Source organism: Providencia sp. PROV061 (assembly GCF_011045655.1).
GTDB classification, from domain to species: Bacteria; Pseudomonadota; Gammaproteobacteria; order Enterobacterales; family Enterobacteriaceae; genus Providencia; species Providencia hangzhouensis.
Genome location: NZ_CP042861.1, coordinates 3,518,209 through 3,536,638 on the forward strand (window position 1 = coordinate 3,518,209; position 18,430 = coordinate 3,536,638).

The following is an 18,430-nucleotide window of genomic DNA, read 5'->3' on the forward strand; positions in this document are numbered from 1 at the left end:
AAATGAGGTGGGGAATTAGCTAAGCAACCAATAACCCCTGTGTGTCCGCAATCTTCACCGTCACAATGCAGCCTGAATTAAATTGTAAGAAATCATCTTCAATGCCATCAGAAAAAATAACGCCGTTATCTGGCATTAATGACTCAACAGCTAACGGGCTACTCGGCTCAATCGTGCCAAATACCCATTTGGTTCCTGTCGTTTTACTTAAAAACGGCTCCCTAACACTAAATTGTAATTTACTTTCCCCCCAACCAAATCCTTTTGCCAACGGGTGAGTACTTACTCCCATAATGGCCTGTGCTCCCGCTAAAATAGATTGAAACCACCCCGTTGACCCAAGTCCTGTGGATATAATTATTCCAGAAGATGATTGAAACTCTTGTTCCCCATTCCAGTTCAATAAATAGCGTGCCGAAGTGTGGCTTTTCGGGCCAATGAATAAATCGTTTACCGCTAATAGTGATTGCCCATCATTGGTTGTAGCTTGTGCAAAAGTCACTATTTTTTGCTCTATTTTTCCTTTTAAGGTATTTATCACGACTTCCTGCAATTGGCCTATTTCAAAAGGAAGTAGTTGGCCATCCCACCTTTCAGGGTCAGGGTTAATAGCAATAACTGGCTGTCCATTTAAGTATTTCAAGGTATTCGCCACTAAACCATCTTGGCCAATGACAACAACAATATCCTGTTTAGAAAATTGGTAACTCGGTAATAATTTTCGTTCCAATAATTGAAATCTACCCAATGATTTCAATACCGATTCGGCTTGCACTAATTGGCGCAGATATAAATCATGTTCATTTAAATAATCGCTCACTTCAACATGGTTGTGCTCCAAGTAAAATTTGGCTTGAGGCCAGGTGTTAAAGCGTTCAATCAATTCCTGTAAACGCGTTTTACGCATGACTAATACAAATCGCACGTCATTATTCCTTTGCATTATTTACCTCCTTTTTTCATTAACTGGCTAAATAAATCAGGCGATATATTGAGCTCACCAATTTTTCCAGCATTTTGTGCCAATGATTCGAATGCCATCGCCATCAACTGCTCAGGTCCCATTTTAGCCAACGCTAACGCTTTTAAGTTTTCAACGGGTAATTGACTGTAAGCTTTCATTTTAGATTCAATGGAATAAGCATCTGCATCAGACTGTATACGCTGGTTTTCAACACTAAGCGCAACCAGCTCATTGCGTTTTGCCTCTGCACTTACTTGTGCAATTAACTCTTCTTGCTCTATTTCGGCTCGCTCTCGCAATATTTTTCGCTCATTATCAAGACGAGCCTCTTCAATTTGTTGTTCTTTGGCCTGAACAGATAAATCTGTTTCTAATTCAGCTTCTTTAATTGTTCGTTCTTGTTCTACAGAAAACTTACGTCTTGCATAAATGGCATCATCAGCCTCTTTCAGTATGGATTCTCTCGCTTGTGCTTCTAACGCTTTGAGCGTTTCAGGTAATGGTGCGATGGCGGAAATAGAAACATCCAAAATTTCAATTCCCAGTGACTCAATAACCGCCTGCTCTGCTAATTGCTGGTTCACCAAAATCACTAATGATTGGCTAATTAGTAATGCATCTCGCAATGAAGTAGTTTGTATTTTGGCTTGAATCACTGTTTGAGCTGCTCGCACAACTCGGTCACTTAATTTAAGGGGATCTTCAGAAGAGTAGCTTTTCCCATCCTTAGATAAATTAAAATTTAAGACGTCCGCGGTTTTTTCCGGCTGCTTTACCTGAAAAGAAATTTGCCCCTGAATACGTAAACTTTGGAAATCAGACGTTTGTAAATTAAAAATAAATGGGGCTTCTTGGGCATTTAATGGAAGCGCCGCAATGGAAGTTTTATCGGAGTTATACCAAAAACTGAGCCCCTTACCTTGCTTACGCACTTTCCCATTCACCGATTGAATAACAAAAGTTGATGAGTCTGCTTTGAAATATTTAAAGTTAATCATAGTGGATTCCTCGTTATTGTCTTTATGACCTTAATTAATTATTGTCTTATAGACACAAATAAGTCAAGTGTTAAATGTCTTAATGACAATAACTATTTTTACCTGTATGATCTAACCCTAAACTTCATCTTTAGCGTTGAGTGGTAACAATATGAATGAAAAAGAGTTTCTTGCTAGTTATGACAGAAAAGATTATTTATCGCCTTTACTCACTGTCGATGCCGTTTTATTTACTTATCATGAAAATACGTTGAAGGTATTACTGGTTGAGCGAGCAAGTTTCCCTGAAAAAGGAAAATGGGGCTTACCGGGAGGATTTATTGACGAGCAAAATGATCAAACCTTAGAAGAGACTGTTTTACGCAAGCTAAAAGAAAAAACAGGAGTTATTCCTCCTTATGTTGAGCAACTTTGTACGGAAGGAAACCACCAACGAGACCCTCGCGGCTGGTCTGTCACTGTTTGCTATACAGCTCTAATTGCTTACCAAGCCTGCGAAGCCCATATTGATACCGTGGATTCTGTAAAATGGGTTTCTATTGATGAAATTGAACAACTGACTCTTGCATTCGACCACCTCAAACTTTATCAACAAGCGAGAGAACGCCTAAAGCAAAAATCACTCTATTCGATAGTTCCAGGTTTTGCATTACCTGACGTTTTTACCTTAGCAGAGCTACAACATGTCCATGAAGTTTTGATTGGTAAGCCTTTACAAAATAAATCGTTTAGGCGCCGACTCGAACAAGCTGATTTGTTAATTGATACCGGAGAAAAACGCCACGAGCGTGGCCGACCCGCTAATTTGTATCGTTTAAAACCACAATCAGCGGACTACCGTTTTATTCGTAATTTAGAATTTTAATCATTGATATGCCTGATAAACAAATATTATCAGGCATTCCAATGAATGCTATTGGCAAATTGCAGGGGTAACAATATAGGTAAAAATGAGTTTGTTAGACTTATGATAATTATGCGTAATGCCTTCGGGAAACATTTCATGCAAAATATCCATACCTGCATTTTTACCGCAATAGTTGCGATTTAAAATCTCACGCATATTTTGCTGCCAGCTATCACCTTCCAATATATTGTCAGGGATCCCTTTGATAGTGTATTGGTAAAATAACATGCCATTTTTAGCAGTCACTTCCGTCAATAGTGTTACGTCATCAATCAGCATAGGCAATGATTCCGCCATGTCAGATAGAAAAATGCCCCGTAACATCGTTGGGTCATCATCTCCTTTTGCATTAAACGCATTGATTTTATCTTCTGTTGAATTAGCTTTTATTTCATCATAACGCTGTTCTATTTTTGAATTTTCTATTGTTCCTGATGGTTCTTTAGTTGTCGTTTTTTCTTCCACATCAGGGGAGCATCCCGTGATTAATACCGCGCCTAAAAATAATCCAACCACTTTTTTAAACATAGCCATCCCATTCACCTATTTTATTATTTATATAGCCGAATGAGTTTACCATAATGATAAATTAAACTTATAGGCAGAAAAGTCCCCTTTTTTAGGTCAAAGGGGATGGTGGAAAGTTAAAAGGATGCCAACCACATACGCATTTTTAGACCATAAGAGCTAGTCCAACCCGATGTAAAGCTAACTAATTCACCGTTATCAATTACCATAAATGTGGGAGTTGCGCTGACCCCAACCGCATTGGAAAGCTGACCGCTGGTATCGTTAATCACAGGAAACGTTAATTCCTTGTTTTCCATTCCCTTGATTAAGCGAGATGTTTCACCTGAACGTATCGCGATCGAAATAATTGGCATACCTGATTGGCTTAACTCTGATACCGTTGGCGAAGTCAAATTACATACCCCACACCAAGTTGCCCAAAAATACACTAGAATCGGTTTTTCTTTACTTAACTCAGCTAATGAAACGCTCTCACCATTCACTAGAGTGTGCTGCTCCAATAATACGGGCGCAAGGGTTTGTGGTTTGCGCCATAAATCCATCACCGTAAAGGCAATAAATAAAATAATTGCCAAAACAATAATTTCTTTAGACCACTTTTTTATTTTATTCATATAGTTACTTACCTATTTGTTATCAAATAGTACAAATCAAAGATGTAAGAAACCAAAACATCCACTTAAAATGAATGCTTTAGCATTTAATTAAATATTTTTTTCCTATCCTCTAATTTTAGAGTTTGGATTGTTTAATCTTTATCCTCTAATTTTAGAGTTTGGATTGTTTAATCTTTATCCTCTAATTCTAGAGTTTGGATTATTTAATCTTTATCCTCTAAATAATTCGCGTTGTGGCTAGGCGGCAAACGAGACTATCGTGGGGTGCATACACAAGTATGTGACCCACGTAGTCGAGAGCAGCCAACAACGCTGCAGCGCGAAGTATGACGAGGCACAATCTATCCTCTAAATAATTCGTGTTGAGGCTAGGCGGCGAGTGAAACTAAGCCCTAGGAGCATACATAAGTATGTGACTAGGGTTAGTAAGCGAAGCCAACAACGCCACAGCGCGAAGTATGACGAGGATTATTTGAGCTTAGCGAGCTGCTCCTTCACTACCGCCTCAAACTGCTGTGCATCAATAGCACCTGGGATCATTTCATCACCCACCAATGTTGCTGGCGTTCCATTCACACCCAATTTTTCTGCCAATATCATATTGGTACGAATACCATCGCGGCTCTTATCACTCGCTTTTAGCTTATCGTTGCCAGTGGCTTTGAGAGCATCTTTGATATTTGCATCTGATAGCATGCCCTGTTTTTGCATAAATTTATGGTGTAAAGCTTCAAATGCTTTCGGGTCTTCTTGCCACAGTGTCATGGTTAACTGAGCTGAATCCATTGAAGTCTGGCCTTTAAATGGTAAGTATTTAATTACCACAGCCACATCATCAGGGTATTTTTTCACAAGATCCATCAGTTGTGGGTCGAAACGCTTACAGAATGGGCAGTTAAAATCAGTAAAGTTAACCAAAACTAACTTGGCATCTTTTTTACCGATACGCGGGCTGGTTGGGTCATTGAATAAAGCATCGTGCTCCGCTTTTAACGTTTCTTTCATTTGGGCTTGTTGTTTTTCCCCTTGTTTGGCTTGCAGGGCAACGATAGCTTCTTCGAGAATTTCTGGGTTTTCAACCAAAGTATCACGCACTAATTTACGCACTTGTGCTTCTTGGTCTGCACTCAAAGGTGCCGCCTGTGCTACTGATCCAATCATTAGTGACGAAAATAAAACAGCTAAAATTGTTTTTTTCATTTTGTGGCTCCTTTGGCCTGATTCATAACGGATATTAGCGATTCACGATCAAGTATCGTTGAAAGTACTTCGCCTTCGGCCAAGTTAGGGCCATAGATTTGATTAAATGGAACAGCGACCTGCCCACGTTTTTGTAAAAATGCCGTAATTTCAGGTGAAGGCTTCGTCCAATCACCACGTAAAGCAACAACATCAGGTTCACTAAGCAGCTGTTGAATATCATCTCTTAGCAATACATTGTATTTATTTGCCTTACAGGTTACGCACCATTCCGCGGTAACATCAATAAATACGCGTTTATTATCCGCTAGCGCATCAGCAATTGCCTGTTCAGTTAGCGGTTGCCAATTCACCGTATCTTTAACGAGAGAACGGCTACCAGAGTGCTGTTCTTGCGTCATCCAAACAAATCCACCAGCAAAAACGGCAAATAATATAAATGGCAAGATAGCCGCCCTTACACCACGTTTTATCGCGATAAAGACCACTAATAACACTAAGAAAATGACAGCAATCGCGGTCGAAGTAGAGACACCAAAATGCGGAATTAATAAGCTAATTAGCCATAAGCTGGAAACTAGCATCATGACTCCAAGTATTGCACGCAATTTGAGCATCCACATACCCGGTTTTGGTAACAACCTCGCAATAGCAGGAAAAGCGGCAATTAATAGCCAAGGCAAACTCATTCCGACACCTAATGCCGTGAAGATCAACCACAACTCTTCCATTGGTGCAGCCAGTGCAAAGGCCACAGCTGTGCCCAAAAATGGTGCAGAGCAAGGCGTTGCCAGTAATGTCGCAAATACTCCTTGCCAAAAATGGCCACTATTGCCATGACCACCTGCGGTCGCCAAGCGTGTATTGGCCTTACTACCTAGGTTTATTTCGAATAAACCAAATAAATTTGCAGTAAATAACGCCGTTACCACCACCATAAAGCCGATAAACCACGGGTTTTGGAACTGAATGCCCCAGCCAACGGCTTGCTGACCGACCCGCAGTAAGGTCATCAGTAAGGCGAGTAACCAGAAGGAAACCAAAATCCCTGAAGAAGACAGTAAAAATTGGCGACGAATGGTTTTCTGCTCACCTTGCGGAACCATTAAGACTGAGCCCAGTTTCATGGCGAGCACAGGAAGAACGCATGGCATTAGATTAAGGATCAAGCCACCTAAAAGTGCAAATAACACTACTTGCCATAAAGAAGCACCGCTCACTTTTGACGCTATTGTGCCAGTAAATGTGCTAACTTGATGGCTAATTTGCTGGGAAATGTCACCATCAGAAACCACAAAAGAAATGGTTTTTCCGGTTAAATCAGGAGACTCGCCCCCCCAATCATCACCAACATCTATTGTTGCTGTTAAATGTTCTCCTGATGTTTCTATTACAGGTACGCCTAACGCCGCCCCTTCAACCACATCAGTGAAGATGTTCGGTTGTTCCCACGAGTTCCCTGTGTTTTTTTGTAATTCAATGATTAGCTTATCATTAGCAAAACCAACTTTGGTTTGCTCAACTAAACCACTTGATGGTGGAACCGCACCTTTGGCTTGGTTAAACGCCCAAGTAAAGTCAGCAGGAACAAGTTCTGTTAAATCGAGCTCAAATGGGTAATCGGTTAAAATACAAACATTACTACATGTTGATAATGTTAACGTTCCTGCCAGTTTGTCCAACTTCTCATTACTTGTTACTGTTATGGGGAAAACCACATCGCCCATATAACCTTGAGTTGAAACACCCGCGACATCAAAGCGCCCTGGTGTTGGCCATTGCCAATCCGTTGATTCAACAGGTGACGACCATACGATTTCAGGCGCTACTCCGCCTTCGCCTGGCGAGCGCCAATAGGTTTTCCATCCCTCATCAAGTTTCACATCAAGCAAAACCTCAATTTTGCCATTTTCCTGTGCTGAACTTAATAACCTGACCTGCGCATGCCGTGGAGTGTTGTCATTCATCCACCCCGTATTCGCAGGTTGCAACCACCCCGTATCTGCAGCGTATAAACTGCTCGAAAATAGTGCAAAAAATATAAAAAATGAATTAATTAAAAAACGCATTGTTTCCTCCAGAATAAATTACACAACCGAATCCCTATTCGTTGTGTGTTAATTCCGAAGATTACAAAATTGTAAGTGTCTTCTGACTCTTGGAGGGGCATGCTTCTCTTCATTATTTGCTCTAGATATAAATAGATTAGTACAAAATAAAGTTAGCGCAGCCAAAGTAAGGAACATAAAGAAGAATGGTTCAAGCACAGCAGGTAACAAAGTCATTAATGACTTGGCGCTCAGTTCACAACTAGAAAGATGTGTACTACTGCCATCACCTTGTTTTACTTGTGATTGTTCGATATAGGAAAGGTTAGCTCCAGTATTAATTTGCACTTGAGCTAAGACATCTGGCACAAAAAAATTGGCGAGCAGACGCTCTCCGACGGCACGTTGATTCATACAAATCAATACCATCAGACAGGCGAATATCACTAATCCTTTACCTAATTTTAAATGCCTGTTCATGCGCACCTTGGTATAACTTCCTGAAATAATACTAATTATGCGACTTTGATAACCATAACGATAAAAACCAGTCTTTGATTAATACCGTTACACCGTCTATAAGTTAAATAGAGGTTACATCTTACACAGCAAAATATTCCGTACAAGTGTCATCAGCTAACTTTACAAATATTATTCTCTTCCCAATGAACAAAAATGCAGTTCCATCAAAACTAGGCACGTAAATTGCTTTATCCAATATATGACATGAAACGAAGATAGATTGCACCTTAACAGTGCGTGACTATCAGTTTAGGACAATATTAAGTGGCAAATCACCATGTTAGTGCGGTAATTCAAAAATTACCCAAATAATATGCGAGACAGCTCCCGAAATTGAAACAATTTGTTTTCATTAATTAACAAATTTAATTACTTTTTAACAACAATAAAACATATAGCGGATAATCGCGGTATTGTCTAAATCTGCGAAACATTTGCAAACACAACACTACAAAACCACAGTAATTCAGGCGTTATCTCGTGATGACCCCTTAAAATTACAACGGGTTTACACCGATGTTCTAAAGGAGTTGTAATTATGCGTATAAGTAAACTTGTATTATCGATGATGATTTTAGGTGCAACCTGCGCAGTCCAAGCAGAAGAATTAAACGGCACTCTGAAAAAAATCAAAGACAACGGTGTAATAGTTGTTGGTCATCGTGAATCATCCGTACCGTTCTCTTACTATGATAATAGCCAGAAAGTGGTTGGTTACTCGCAGGATTATTCAAATGCCATTGTTGATGCAGTGAAGAAAAAATTAAACATGCCTGATCTGCAAGTCAAACTCATTCCCATTACATCACAAAACCGTATTCCACTCCTGCAAAATGGCACATTTGATTTTGAATGTGGTTCAACAACCAATAACGTAGAAAGACAAAAACAAGCGGCTTTCTCTAACACTATCTTTGTGGTCGGGACACGCTTACTCACCAAAGGTGATTCCGGTGTAAAAGACTTTGCTGACTTAGCCGGTAAAAATGTTGTCGTGACCTCAGGTACGACTTCTGAAATTCTGTTGAATCAGTTAAATGATGAAAAAAATATGAAAATGCGCATTATCAGCGCGAAAGACCATGGTGACTCATTCCGTACCTTGGAGTCAGGCCGTGCTGTCGCCTTTATGATGGATGATGCATTGTTAGCGGGTGAGCGAGCAAAAGCGAAAAAACCGGATATCTGGGAAATCGTTGGCAAACCGCAAACTGAAGAAGCTTATGGCTGTATGTTGCGTAAAGATGACCCTCAATTTAAAGCGCTTATCGACGAAACCATTGCGAAAGCACAGACCTCGGGGGTCGCAGAGAAATCCTTTGACCGCTGGTTCAATCAGCCTATTCCACCAAAAAATCTGAACCTGAAATTTACTTTGTCCGATGAAATGAAAGCCTTATTTAAAGAACCAAATGACAAAGCATTAAACTAATAAAAAGACAAACAGGGTATTACTGAAGTAAGAATTGCAAGGCGGTCGTTCCCCGCCTTGCATCCTCTCTTACGACAGTATTCGGGAATTACATTGCCCACAGGAAGTCAATATCATGTCTATTAACTGGAATTGGGGGATTTTCCTTCAGGAAGCCCCATTTGGGAATACCACCTACTTAGGGTGGTTAATATCTGGCCTCGAAGTCACCGTAACACTTTCTATTTGCGCTTGGATTATTGCATTTCTAGTCGGTTCATTCTTCGGTATTTTACGTACAGTACCTAACCGTTTTTTAGCTTTTTTAGGTACCGCATACGTAGAATTATTCCGTAACGTGCCGCTTATTGTACAATTTTTTACTTGGTATTTAGTTATTCCAGAACTTCTCCCGCGTTCAATCGGGGATTGGTTTAAAATGGATTTAGATCCTAACTATCAATTCTTTATTTCCTCAATGCTTTGCCTTGGGTTATTCACCGCAGCGCGGATGACTGAGCAAGTGCGCGCAGCCATTCAGTCACTACCTAGAGGGCAAAAAAGTGCCGCACTCGCAATGGGGCTGACTTTGCCACAAACCTATCGCTACGTTCTATTACCCAATGCCTATCGGGTTATTTTGCCACCAATGACGTCAGAAATGTTGAACTTGGTTAAAAACTCAGCCATTGCGTCAACCATTGGCTTAGTCGATATGGCAGCACAAGCAGGAAAGCTATTGGACTATTCTGCTCACGCATGGGAATCCTTTACCGCAATTACGTTAGCTTATGTCGGTATTAACGTCATTATCATGATTCTGATGACGTTATTAGAGCGCAAAGTTCGCTTACCTGGCACTCTTGGAGGGCGGTAAAATGATGTATGAATTTGACTGGAGCTCAATTGCTCCGAGTATGCCCTTTTTAATCGATGGCTTTATTGTCACCGCGAAAATTACACTGACCGCGATAGTGGTGGGGATTTTGTGGGGTACTGTCCTTGCTGTGATGCGGTTATCCACATTCAAACCCATTAGCTGGTTTGCTGCCTTGTATGTGAATACATTTCGCTCCATTCCACTAGTCATGGTTTTGCTGTGGTTCTACTTAATTGTGCCTAGCTTATTACAAAATGTTCTAGGCTTATCACCAAAAAATGATATTCGTTTAATTTCTGCAATGATAGCCTTCTCTCTTTTTGAAGCGGCCTATTACTCTGAGATTATTCGTGCTGGTATTCAAAGTATTTCACGAGGACAAGCCTCTGCGGCGTTAGCTTTGGGAATGACAAATATGCAAACTATGCGGCTCGTGGTGTTACCGCAAGCCTTTAAAGCCATGGTGCCGTTGTTGTTAACTCAAGGGATTGTGCTGTTCCAAGACTCATCCCTCGTGTATGTGCTCAGTTTGACAGACTTTTTCCGTACCGCCACCAATATTGGTGAGCGTGATGGGACACAAGTAGAGATGGTACTGTTTGCGGGTCTGGTGTACTTTATTGTCAGTTTTGGCGCTTCTATGTTAGTGAATTATCTTAAGAAAAGGACTGTTTCATGATAACCCTGAAAAATGTATCCAAATGGTATGGCCAATTTCAGGTGCTTACAGACTGCACAACTGAAGTTAAAAAAGGTGAGGTTGTGGTTGTGTGCGGGCCATCTGGTTCTGGTAAATCCACATTAATAAAAACAGTGAATGGTTTAGAGCCGATTCAACAGGGTGAGATTTTTGTGAATGATATTCAAGTTAATAACAAAAAAACTGACCTTGCAAAACTTCGCTCTAAAGTTGGGATGGTATTCCAACACTTCGAGCTATTTCCTCATTTGTCGATTATTGAAAATTTGACATTAGCGCAAGTTAAGGTATTAAACCGCGATAAAAAAGAAGCGGAAGCAAAAGGTTTGAAATTATTGGAACGCGTAGGTTTATCCAGCCATGCCAATAAATTTCCAGCTCAGCTTTCAGGTGGGCAACAACAGCGTGTCGCTATCGCTCGAGCACTGTGTATGGATCCTATCGCTATGCTATTTGATGAACCTACTTCAGCGTTAGACCCAGAAATGATCAACGAAGTGCTTGATGTTATGGTTGAATTAGCCAATGAAGGCATGACCATGATGGTGGTTACCCATGAAATGGGATTCGCCAAAAAAGTGGCTAATCGTGTTATTTTTATGGATGAAGGCAAGATAGTTGAAGACAGTAAAAAAGAAGATTTTTTTGCTAACCCACAATCCGACCGTGCAAAAGATTTTCTCGCAAAAATCCTCCATTAATATTCAAGAGGGAGCTCATTAGCTCCCTCGTCTTATCACTGCGCTATTAGCAAATAAATCAACAGCAACAACCTGAATTCGAAATAGATCAATAAACCACTACCATTTAACAAACTTTTTAGTTAAGTTGTTTGGTTATCAGCGTAAAATATCCTGATCCGTTCCCCGAAAAGCAATATCCAGCCTCCCTCGTAGGTTCAGCTAATCAACTATTGTTGTTTTCGGTGTAGATCCGCTATGCTATGCGATCTCAATTAAGAAAGACATTCACGCTACAGATGTAGCATTTATTCACCATAGGATTATCGGTGCCATGCAAGAACAATATCGTCCAGAAGATATAGAGCCTAAAGTACAGCGTCACTGGGATGAAAAAGCAACTTTCAAAGTGACTGAAGACAACAGCAAAGAAAAATACTACTGCCTGTCCATGCTACCTTACCCTTCTGGTCGACTACACATGGGCCACGTACGTAACTACACCATGGGTGACGTTATCTCTCGTTACCAACGTTTGTTGGGGAAAAACGTTCTCCAACCAATTGGTTGGGATGCGTTTGGTCTGCCTGCTGAAGGTGCTGCGGTTAAAAATAATACTGCTCCTGCGCCTTGGACTTATGCCAATATCGATTACATGAAAAACCAGCTGAAAATGCTCGGTTTCGGTTACGATTGGGATCGCGAAGTCACGACTTGTACCCCTGAATATTACCGTTGGGAACAATGGTTCTTCACTAAATTGTATGAAAAAGGTTTAGTGTACAAAAAAACCTCTGCGGTTAACTGGTGCCCACATGACTTAACTGTTTTGGCGAATGAACAAGTGGTTGATGGCTGCTGCTGGCGTTGTGACACCCCTGTTGAGCGCAAAGAAATCCCACAGTGGTTTATTAAAATTACCGACTACGCAGAAGAGCTGCTCAACGACCTTGACAAATTAGATGACTGGCCAGAGCAAGTCAAAACCATGCAGCGCAACTGGATCGGTCGTTCCGAAGGGACTGAGATCACGTTCAATGTTGCAGACCGTGATGAAACCTTAACAGTCTATACCACTCGCCCTGATACTTTTATGGGGGCAACTTATGTGGCTGTTGCAGCAGGTCACCCTCTGGCTAAAGAAGCCGCGACAAATAACCCTAAATTAGCCCAATTTATTGATGAGTGCCGTAATACCAAAACTGCGGAAGCAGATATGGCAACCATGGATAAAAAAGGTATGGCAACCGGTTTATTCGTTATTCATCCATTAACCCAAGAAAAGCTGCCAATTTGGGTCGCTAACTTTGTCTTAATGGAATACGGTACTGGTGCTGTTATGGCCGTTCCTGCCCATGACCAACGTGACTGGGAATTCGCTCACAAATATAACTTACCCATCAAAGCAGTTATTGCCGATGCTGATGGCAATGAGCCTGATTTATCCCAAGAAGCGATGACCGAAAAAAATGCACTGATTAACTCAGGTGAATTCAGTGGATTAGACCACCAAGCTGGCTTCAATGCCATTTCAGATAAACTTGTCGCACTAGGTGCAGGTCAACGTAAAGTAAACTACCGCTTACGTGACTGGGGTGTTTCACGTCAACGTTACTGGGGGGCACCAATCCCAATGGCAACATTGGAAGATGGTACTGTCGTTCCTGTTCCTGAAGACCAGTTACCTGTCATTTTGCCAGAAGATGTCGTGATGAACGGCATTACCAGCCCAATTAAAGCTGACCCTGAGTGGGCAAAAATGACCATTAACGGTCAACCTGCATTACGTGAAACCGATACCTTCGATACCTTTATGGAATCTTCTTGGTACTATGCACGTTATACCTGCCCGCAATATGACGACGGCATGTTAGACCCCGAGGCAGCAAACTACTGGTTACCGGTTGACCAATATATTGGTGGTATCGAACATGCCATCATGCACTTAATGTATTTCCGCTTCTTCCACAAGTTGATGCGTGATGCAGGGTTAGTCAACTCAGATGAACCAGCAAAACGCTTACTGTGCCAAGGCATGGTGCTTGCTGATGCATTCTATTATACGGGCAGCGATGGTCAGCGTGTTTGGGTTTCCCCAGCAGACGCCATTGTTGAACGTGACGACAAAAACCGTATTATTAAAGCCGTAGATAATGAAGGCCATGAACTGGTGTATACTGGTATGAGCAAAATGTCTAAGTCGAAAAACAACGGTATTGACCCACAATTAATGGTCGAAAAATACGGTGCGGATACCGTTCGCCTATTTATGATGTTTGCTGCACCACCAGAGTTAACCCTTGAGTGGCAAGAATCCAGCGTTGAAGGTGCTAATCGCTTCGTTCGTCGCGTTTGGCGTTTAGTACACGAGCACTCACAAAAAGGTGCAACTTCACCTTTAGATATCAGCACATTAACACCTGAACAAAAAGACTTACGTCGTGATCTGCACAAAACAATCGCGAAAGTCTCTGATGATTTCAGCCGTCGTTATGCATTCAACACTGCTATTGCTGCTATCATGGAATTCATGAACAAATTAGTTCGAGCACCACAAGAAACGGAACAAGACCGTGCATTAGTTCAAGAGTCTCTTGAGGCTATCACGCTGATGTTATCACCAATCATTCCACACGCTTGCTTTGAAATGTGGAAAGCGCTCGGTCACCAAACAGACATCGATTTCGCACAATGGCCTGTTGCTGATGAAAAAGCCATGATTGACGATACCAAACTGGTTGTCGTTCAAGTTAATGGTAAGGTTCGTGGTCGTATCACCGTTCCGGCTGATGCAAACCAAGAATTTGTCCTAGATATGGCAAAAAATGAACCGAGCGTAGCGAAATACCTTGAAGGTGTTGGCATCCGCAAAGTAATCTATGTCCCAGGCAAATTGCTAAACCTTGTTGTAGGTTAATATTAGGTTGTTGGCTGATAAGGAGGCCAGGTGCGTTATCTGATAACTTTATTTTTGAGCCTGGCGGTGCTAGTCACCGCAGGTTGCGGTTTTCGTCTTCAAGGAACAACTCAAATTCCTGAGGAACTGAGAACTTTGCAGCTAAGTTCAAGTGATCCATATAGCTACCTTACAAGGGCGCTTAGGGAACAACTGCGGCTCAATAATGTGACCATTCTCGAAACTGGAAGAGCCGGTGTTCCCATTTTGAAAGTTCTGAGTTCTAATGAGAACACTGAAACTGTGTCCGTTTATCAAGATGGTAAAGCGGCAGAGAAACAATTAACACTGGTAATGAATGTGCAAGTGTTAATGCCTGATGGTGCTATCTATCCTTTACAAAGCCGTGTTGAACGCACTTTCTTCGACAACCCTTTAGAAGCACTGGCGAAAGATGCGGAAAAAGAAATTGTAAGGCAAGAAATGCAAGAACAAGCTGCACGCAATATCGTGCGTAAATTATTGCTTGTTCATTCAGCAGAACTTGAAAAAGCAAAAAACCAAGCGGCTGATACGAATACTCAACCATAATGACACGTATCTACCCTGAACAGCTGGCCTCTTCGTTACAAGAGTCTCTAAGAGGCCGCTATTTAATTTGGGGCAATGAGCCCCTTCTTCTTCAAGAAAGCCAAGATGCCATCCGCAAAGCGGCACAAGAGCAAGGCTTTGAAGAGCATTTTTCGTTTTCTCTAGAGCAAAATACTGATTGGGATGAGATTTTTAGCCTCTGCCAAGCTCTCAGCCTATTTGCTAGCCGTCAAACTCTCACGCTGTTGTTGCCTGAAAATGGCCCTAATGCCGCCATGGCTGAAAAGCTGAACCAACTGGCGCAATTACTGCATTCAGATCTCCTGCTTGTGTTACGTGGTCATAAGCTCACTAAAGCACAAGAAAACAGTGCTTGGTTTAAAGCAATTAGCCAAGATGCTATTTATATCAGCTGCCTAACGCCTGAATATCAGCGGTTACCACAATGGGTTTCTAAACGCGCCTACAGTATGCGGCTTTCGTTAGAAACCGAAGCTAACCAGCTACTTTGTTACTGTTATGAAGGGAATTTACTTGGTTTGGCGCAAGCACTTGAGCGGCTGTCTCTTCTTTATCCAGATGGTAAACTCACCTATCCTCGGGTTGAGAGTGCCGTTAATGACTCTGCGCATTTTACTCCCTACCATTGGGTTGATGCCCTATTGGCGGGTAAATCCCGCCGTTCATGGCATATTTTAGAGCAATTGCAGCAAGAAGATATTGAGCCTGTTATTTTATTGCGATCAATCCAGCGCGATCTAATGTTACTTATTACATTAAAACGCCAGTCGGCAACAACCGCGTTAAAGACATTATTTGATCAACACAAAGTGTGGCAAAACCGCCGAGGTGTGCTCACGGAAGCCTTACAACGTTTAACATTGCATCAATTACAATCTGCATTAATGTTATTAACGCAAGCAGAAATCAATATTAAACAAGATTTTAGCCATTCTCCATGGCCTGACCTGCAGTCACTGTCTATGCTATTATGTGGTAAAGCATTTGCAGAGAATTTTATTCATGAGTAACTCATTTTCAAAACAACATAACTTGCTCGCATTATTCGGTGGGACGTTCGACCCCATTCACTTTGGCCATTTACGTCCAGTGCAAGCACTTGCTCAACAAGTTGGGCTCGAAAAAGTTATCTTGTTACCTAACCACGTTCCCCCCCATCGCCCACAACCAGAAGCGACGCCATCACAACGTTTAGAAATGGTGAAACTCGCAATTCAAAATGCGCCTTTATTTGCTATCGATACACGTGAATTAGAGAAAAATAGCCCTTCTTACACGATAGAAACACTGGTTGAATTACGCCAAGAAATTGGGCCAGAAAAACCTCTGGCGTTTATTATTGGTCAAGATTCCTTATTATCGATTAATAAATGGTACGGCTGGGAGCGGATACTTGATAACTGCCATTTATTGGTTTGTTCCCGACCGGGATATGCCACACAGTTTGCCGATCCTAAAATGCAAAACTGGCTGTTAGAACATCAAACAACAGACCCTATTGTCTTAAACCAAGTGGCGAATGGGTATATTTTTATTGGAGATACTCCACTGGTAAATATCTCAGCAACAGAGATCCGCGAAAAATTAAATTCAGGCGACTCTTGTCACGATTTAATTCCAGATGCAGTTCTGCAATATATTCATCAACATCATCTTTACCAGCAATAAGGGAGCTCCCTTATTGAACAACTATTCGGATATGGCTCAAAAATGACTTGCTCTATTAAATAGTTGTCTGGGTATTGAATAAGCAATTGTTTCATCATCTCTAACGGCCTGTTTAACGGTAAATTCCCCGCTAAATAGTCGTTAATCAGCCATAATAAGCGTTTTTTCTCATCCTTCGTGGCTTTGTGTTTGAAATAACCTTGCATATGGCTCAACGCATTAACTTCCGTGTTTCTTGCTGGCACTGTCGCCAATATTTCCATTAAACAAGCTTTATATTGATTAAAAAAACACACGAGGTCGGTACTGCTTTTAATACTCGCCACTAAACGCCCTGTATACTGATAGCCAACAGGGGAATACGCCATGATGAGATATTTGTGGCAGCTATGAAATTGAATAATGTTGTGATGTGTTAACTCGTTGTATAAGCCATCTAACCTTTGTAACGTATACAATTTCGTCAAAAAGCAGTCCCAGAACGTTGTATCTTGTAGTTTATCACTGGTTAATATTGGAATGTTAGCAGGGAATAGCCCCTGTAATTCAGGGAGTTGCTGGCCAAAGCAAATAATACCATTAACTTTGTTTTGCCTGTCCTCATGGGAAAAATCCGTCATAAATTCAACCATGGAACTCACTTGTCGATGAATATTAACAGGAAGATGATTAATCCCTTCAAATATAAAAACTTTTGGCTTAATTATTTGCATAATACCTATCTCATCCTAAAATGTTTTTCAGGAGTACAGTTTCTAGAGTTATTTTGTAAAGTTAACACAAACTTCTTGCTCAAATGTACGGATATCCCTATAAATTTCACTCCACAATGAATAAAAAATAATTTAGCCGATTTTTCTTAAAATCTAGGGTAAAATAGCAGGGCTGTTAATATGTTTGATTCGTTATCAGCTATTATTTTATCTACAAACTACAAACAGTGTTTAACGTGATATTCTGTTTATTTGAATAAAAGGTGAACCTTTTGCAAGGAACTGAACTCCAACAATTTATTATCGATCAGCTTGATGATGCTAAAGCAGAAGATATCATTACTATCGATGTTCAAGGGAAATCAAGTATTACCGATCAGATGATCATCTGTACAGGGACATCAAGCCGCCATTTGATGTCAGTCGCTGACAGATTAATCGAAGCTTGCCGAAAAAATGGTTTAATGCCATTGGGTGTTGAAGGGCAAGGCATTTCTGATTGGATTGTCGTCGACATTGGCGATGCCATTGTTCATATTATGCAAGAAGAAAGTCGTCGTATGTATGAATTAGAAAAGCTTTGGAGCTGAGTTTGAAATTACAGCTCATCGCCGTTGGAACAAAAATGCCGGACTGGGTCCAGACCGGCTTTATGGATTACCTCCACCGTTTTCCTAAAGATATGCCATTTGAATTAACGGAAATTCCAGCAGGAAAACGCGGGAAAAATGCAGATATAAAGCGCATTCTAGAAAAAGAAGGCGAATTAATGCTCGCAGCTGTAGGTAAAGGAAATCGCATCGTCACTTTGGATATTCCAGGGGATCGTTGGGATACCCCAAAACTTGCCGTACAGCTCGATAAATGGAAACAAGATGGCCGTAATGTTAGTTTATTAATCGGTGGTCCCGAGGGTCTTTCACCCGCTTGCAAAGCAGCCGCGGAGCAAAGCTGGTCGCTTTCACCACTTACGCTGCCCCATCCACTGGTTCGTGTCCTTGTTGCTGAAAGTCTTTATCGCGCATGGAGTATTACGACTAACCACCCTTATCACAGGGAATAGTCAGGTTTAAATATGTTCAA

Annotated in this window: 19 protein-coding genes; 11 read left to right on the plus strand and 8 right to left on the minus strand. The window is 41.2% G+C overall.

What is annotated here, in order from left to right; translation table 11 throughout:
• Positions 1-19: 19 nt before the first annotated feature.
• Together FVA72_RS16220 and FVA72_RS16225 are read right to left on the minus strand one after the other, a co-directional pair.
• On the minus strand, positions 20-943 hold the full coding sequence (locus FVA72_RS16220) for a sugar kinase (RefSeq protein WP_110591316.1): 924 nt from the start codon (positions 941-943) through the stop codon (positions 20-22).
• Positions 943-1,962 (minus strand): SPFH domain-containing protein, encoded by a 1,020-nt coding sequence (locus FVA72_RS16225; protein WP_004257001.1) that lies wholly within the window; start codon positions 1,960-1,962, stop codon positions 943-945. Before FVA72_RS16225 ends, FVA72_RS16220 begins: the two co-directional genes overlap by 1 nt.
• A gap of 151 nt (positions 1,963-2,113) precedes the next feature.
• Between FVA72_RS16225 and FVA72_RS16230 the strand changes: the two genes are divergently transcribed.
• The gene (locus FVA72_RS16230) at positions 2,114-2,827 is read left to right on the plus strand and encodes an NUDIX hydrolase (RefSeq protein WP_004257005.1); all 714 of its coding nucleotides are present in this window, start codon (positions 2,114-2,116) and stop codon (positions 2,825-2,827) included.
• Between the two features lie 48 nt (positions 2,828-2,875).
• On the opposite strand, the gene FVA72_RS16235 is transcribed toward FVA72_RS16230, so the two are convergent.
• The 5 genes from FVA72_RS16235 to FVA72_RS16255 form a co-directional block, all read right to left on the minus strand.
• Complete coding sequence (locus FVA72_RS16235) at positions 2,876-3,403, minus strand: protein K (RefSeq protein ID WP_096864955.1); 528 nt, start codon at positions 3,401-3,403, stop codon at positions 2,876-2,878.
• A 110-nt stretch (positions 3,404-3,513) separates the two neighbouring features.
• Entirely contained in the window at positions 3,514-4,014 is a 501-nt protein-coding gene (locus tag FVA72_RS16240) for a redoxin domain-containing protein (protein ID WP_110591315.1), read from the minus strand.
• Between the two features lie 471 nt (positions 4,015-4,485).
• Positions 4,486-5,217, minus strand: coding sequence for a DsbA family protein (locus FVA72_RS16245; protein WP_110591314.1), 732 nt, complete (start codon positions 5,215-5,217; stop codon positions 4,486-4,488).
• Complete coding sequence (locus FVA72_RS16250; protein WP_110591313.1) at positions 5,214-7,286, minus strand: protein-disulfide reductase DsbD family protein; 2,073 nt, start codon at positions 7,284-7,286, stop codon at positions 5,214-5,216. Before FVA72_RS16250 ends, FVA72_RS16245 begins: the two co-directional genes overlap by 4 nt.
• Positions 7,287-7,334: 48 nt before the next feature.
• A complete protein-coding gene (locus tag FVA72_RS16255; protein WP_096864958.1) occupies positions 7,335-7,745 on the minus strand; it encodes a metal resistance protein in 411 nt (136 codons plus the stop codon).
• A 580-nt stretch (positions 7,746-8,325) separates the two neighbouring features.
• Here FVA72_RS16255 and FVA72_RS16260 point away from each other — a divergent pair.
• The 8 genes from FVA72_RS16260 to nadD all read left to right on the plus strand — a co-directional run bounded on the left by FVA72_RS16260 (position 8,326) and on the right by nadD (position 16,634).
• A complete protein-coding gene (locus tag FVA72_RS16260) occupies positions 8,326-9,219 on the plus strand; it encodes an amino acid ABC transporter substrate-binding protein (protein ID WP_110591312.1) in 894 nt (297 codons plus the stop codon).
• 115 nt (positions 9,220-9,334) lie between these two features.
• Complete coding sequence (locus FVA72_RS16265; protein WP_004257036.1) at positions 9,335-10,075, plus strand: amino acid ABC transporter permease; 741 nt, start codon at positions 9,335-9,337, stop codon at positions 10,073-10,075.
• 4 nt (positions 10,076-10,079) lie between these two features.
• The gene (gene gltK, locus FVA72_RS16270) at positions 10,080-10,757 is read left to right on the plus strand and encodes a glutamate/aspartate ABC transporter permease GltK (RefSeq protein ID WP_036958176.1); all 678 of its coding nucleotides are present in this window, start codon (positions 10,080-10,082) and stop codon (positions 10,755-10,757) included.
• Entirely contained in the window at positions 10,754-11,479 is a 726-nt protein-coding gene (locus tag FVA72_RS16275; RefSeq protein WP_004257041.1) for an amino acid ABC transporter ATP-binding protein, read from the plus strand. Before gltK ends, FVA72_RS16275 begins: the two co-directional genes overlap by 4 nt.
• A gap of 313 nt (positions 11,480-11,792) precedes the next feature.
• Positions 11,793-14,375, plus strand: a complete 2,583-nt coding sequence (gene leuS, locus FVA72_RS16280) for a leucine--tRNA ligase (RefSeq protein ID WP_110591311.1) — start codon at positions 11,793-11,795, stop codon at positions 14,373-14,375.
• A gap of 30 nt (positions 14,376-14,405) precedes the next feature.
• Positions 14,406-14,945: an LPS assembly lipoprotein LptE gene (lptE, locus tag FVA72_RS16285; RefSeq protein ID WP_036957952.1), complete on the plus strand. Its 540-nt coding sequence runs from the start codon at positions 14,406-14,408 to the stop codon at positions 14,943-14,945.
• Positions 14,945-15,976, plus strand: coding sequence for a DNA polymerase III subunit delta (holA, locus tag FVA72_RS16290; protein ID WP_004257053.1), 1,032 nt, complete (start codon positions 14,945-14,947; stop codon positions 15,974-15,976). Before lptE ends, holA begins: the two co-directional genes overlap by 1 nt.
• Entirely contained in the window at positions 15,969-16,634 is a 666-nt protein-coding gene (nadD, locus tag FVA72_RS16295) for a nicotinate-nucleotide adenylyltransferase (protein ID WP_110591310.1), read from the plus strand. Before holA ends, nadD begins: the two co-directional genes overlap by 8 nt.
• On the opposite strand, the gene FVA72_RS16300 is transcribed toward nadD, so the two are convergent.
• Positions 16,622-17,347: a YbgA family protein gene (locus FVA72_RS16300; RefSeq protein WP_110591309.1), complete on the minus strand. Its 726-nt coding sequence runs from the start codon at positions 17,345-17,347 to the stop codon at positions 16,622-16,624. The genes nadD and FVA72_RS16300 overlap by 13 nt on opposite strands.
• 263 nt (positions 17,348-17,610) lie before the next feature.
• Here FVA72_RS16300 and rsfS point away from each other — a divergent pair, with 263 nt between their 5' ends.
• Together rsfS and rlmH are read left to right on the plus strand one after the other, a co-directional pair.
• Positions 17,611-17,937, plus strand: coding sequence for a ribosome silencing factor (gene rsfS, locus FVA72_RS16305; protein WP_110591308.1), 327 nt, complete (start codon positions 17,611-17,613; stop codon positions 17,935-17,937).
• 2 nt (positions 17,938-17,939) lie between these two features.
• Positions 17,940-18,410 carry a 23S rRNA (pseudouridine(1915)-N(3))-methyltransferase RlmH gene (rlmH, locus tag FVA72_RS16310; RefSeq protein WP_036957956.1) on the plus strand — a complete coding sequence of 157 codons (471 nt, stop codon included), beginning with the start codon at positions 17,940-17,942 and terminating at the stop codon, positions 18,408-18,410.
• Positions 18,411-18,430 lie beyond the last annotated feature (20 nt).

Excerpts from the sequence above, each read along its gene's own strand:
- FVA72_RS16225 (WP_004257001.1), bottom strand. The coding sequence starts at position 1,962 with ATGATTAACTTTAAATATTTCAAAGCAGACTCATCAACTTTTGTTATT.
- FVA72_RS16255 (WP_096864958.1), bottom strand. The coding sequence starts at position 7,745 with ATGAACAGGCATTTAAAATTAGGTAAAGGATTAGTGATATTCGCCTGT.
- FVA72_RS16230 (WP_004257005.1), top strand. The coding sequence starts at position 2,114 with ATGAATGAAAAAGAGTTTCTTGCTAGTTATGACAGAAAAGATTATTTA.
- FVA72_RS16265 (WP_004257036.1), top strand. The coding sequence starts at position 9,335 with ATGTCTATTAACTGGAATTGGGGGATTTTCCTTCAGGAAGCCCCATTT.
- nadD (WP_110591310.1), top strand. The coding sequence starts at position 15,969 with ATGAGTAACTCATTTTCAAAACAACATAACTTGCTCGCATTATTCGGT.
- FVA72_RS16240 (WP_110591315.1), bottom strand. The coding sequence starts at position 4,014 with ATGAATAAAATAAAAAAGTGGTCTAAAGAAATTATTGTTTTGGCAATT.
- FVA72_RS16275 (WP_004257041.1), top strand. The coding sequence starts at position 10,754 with ATGATAACCCTGAAAAATGTATCCAAATGGTATGGCCAATTTCAGGTG.
- FVA72_RS16260 (WP_110591312.1), top strand. The coding sequence starts at position 8,326 with ATGCGTATAAGTAAACTTGTATTATCGATGATGATTTTAGGTGCAACC.
- FVA72_RS16300 (WP_110591309.1), bottom strand. The coding sequence starts at position 17,347 with ATGCAAATAATTAAGCCAAAAGTTTTTATATTTGAAGGGATTAATCAT.
- gltK (WP_036958176.1), top strand. The coding sequence starts at position 10,080 with ATGTATGAATTTGACTGGAGCTCAATTGCTCCGAGTATGCCCTTTTTA.
- FVA72_RS16220 (WP_110591316.1), bottom strand. The coding sequence starts at position 943 with ATGCAAAGGAATAATGACGTGCGATTTGTATTAGTCATGCGTAAAACG.
- FVA72_RS16245 (WP_110591314.1), bottom strand. The coding sequence starts at position 5,217 with ATGAAAAAAACAATTTTAGCTGTTTTATTTTCGTCACTAATGATTGGA.
- holA (WP_004257053.1), top strand. The coding sequence starts at position 14,945 with ATGACACGTATCTACCCTGAACAGCTGGCCTCTTCGTTACAAGAGTCT.
- FVA72_RS16250 (WP_110591313.1), bottom strand. The coding sequence starts at position 7,286 with ATGCGTTTTTTAATTAATTCATTTTTTATATTTTTTGCACTATTTTCG.
- leuS (WP_110591311.1), top strand. The coding sequence starts at position 11,793 with ATGCAAGAACAATATCGTCCAGAAGATATAGAGCCTAAAGTACAGCGT.
- FVA72_RS16235 (WP_096864955.1), bottom strand. The coding sequence starts at position 3,403 with ATGGCTATGTTTAAAAAAGTGGTTGGATTATTTTTAGGCGCGGTATTA.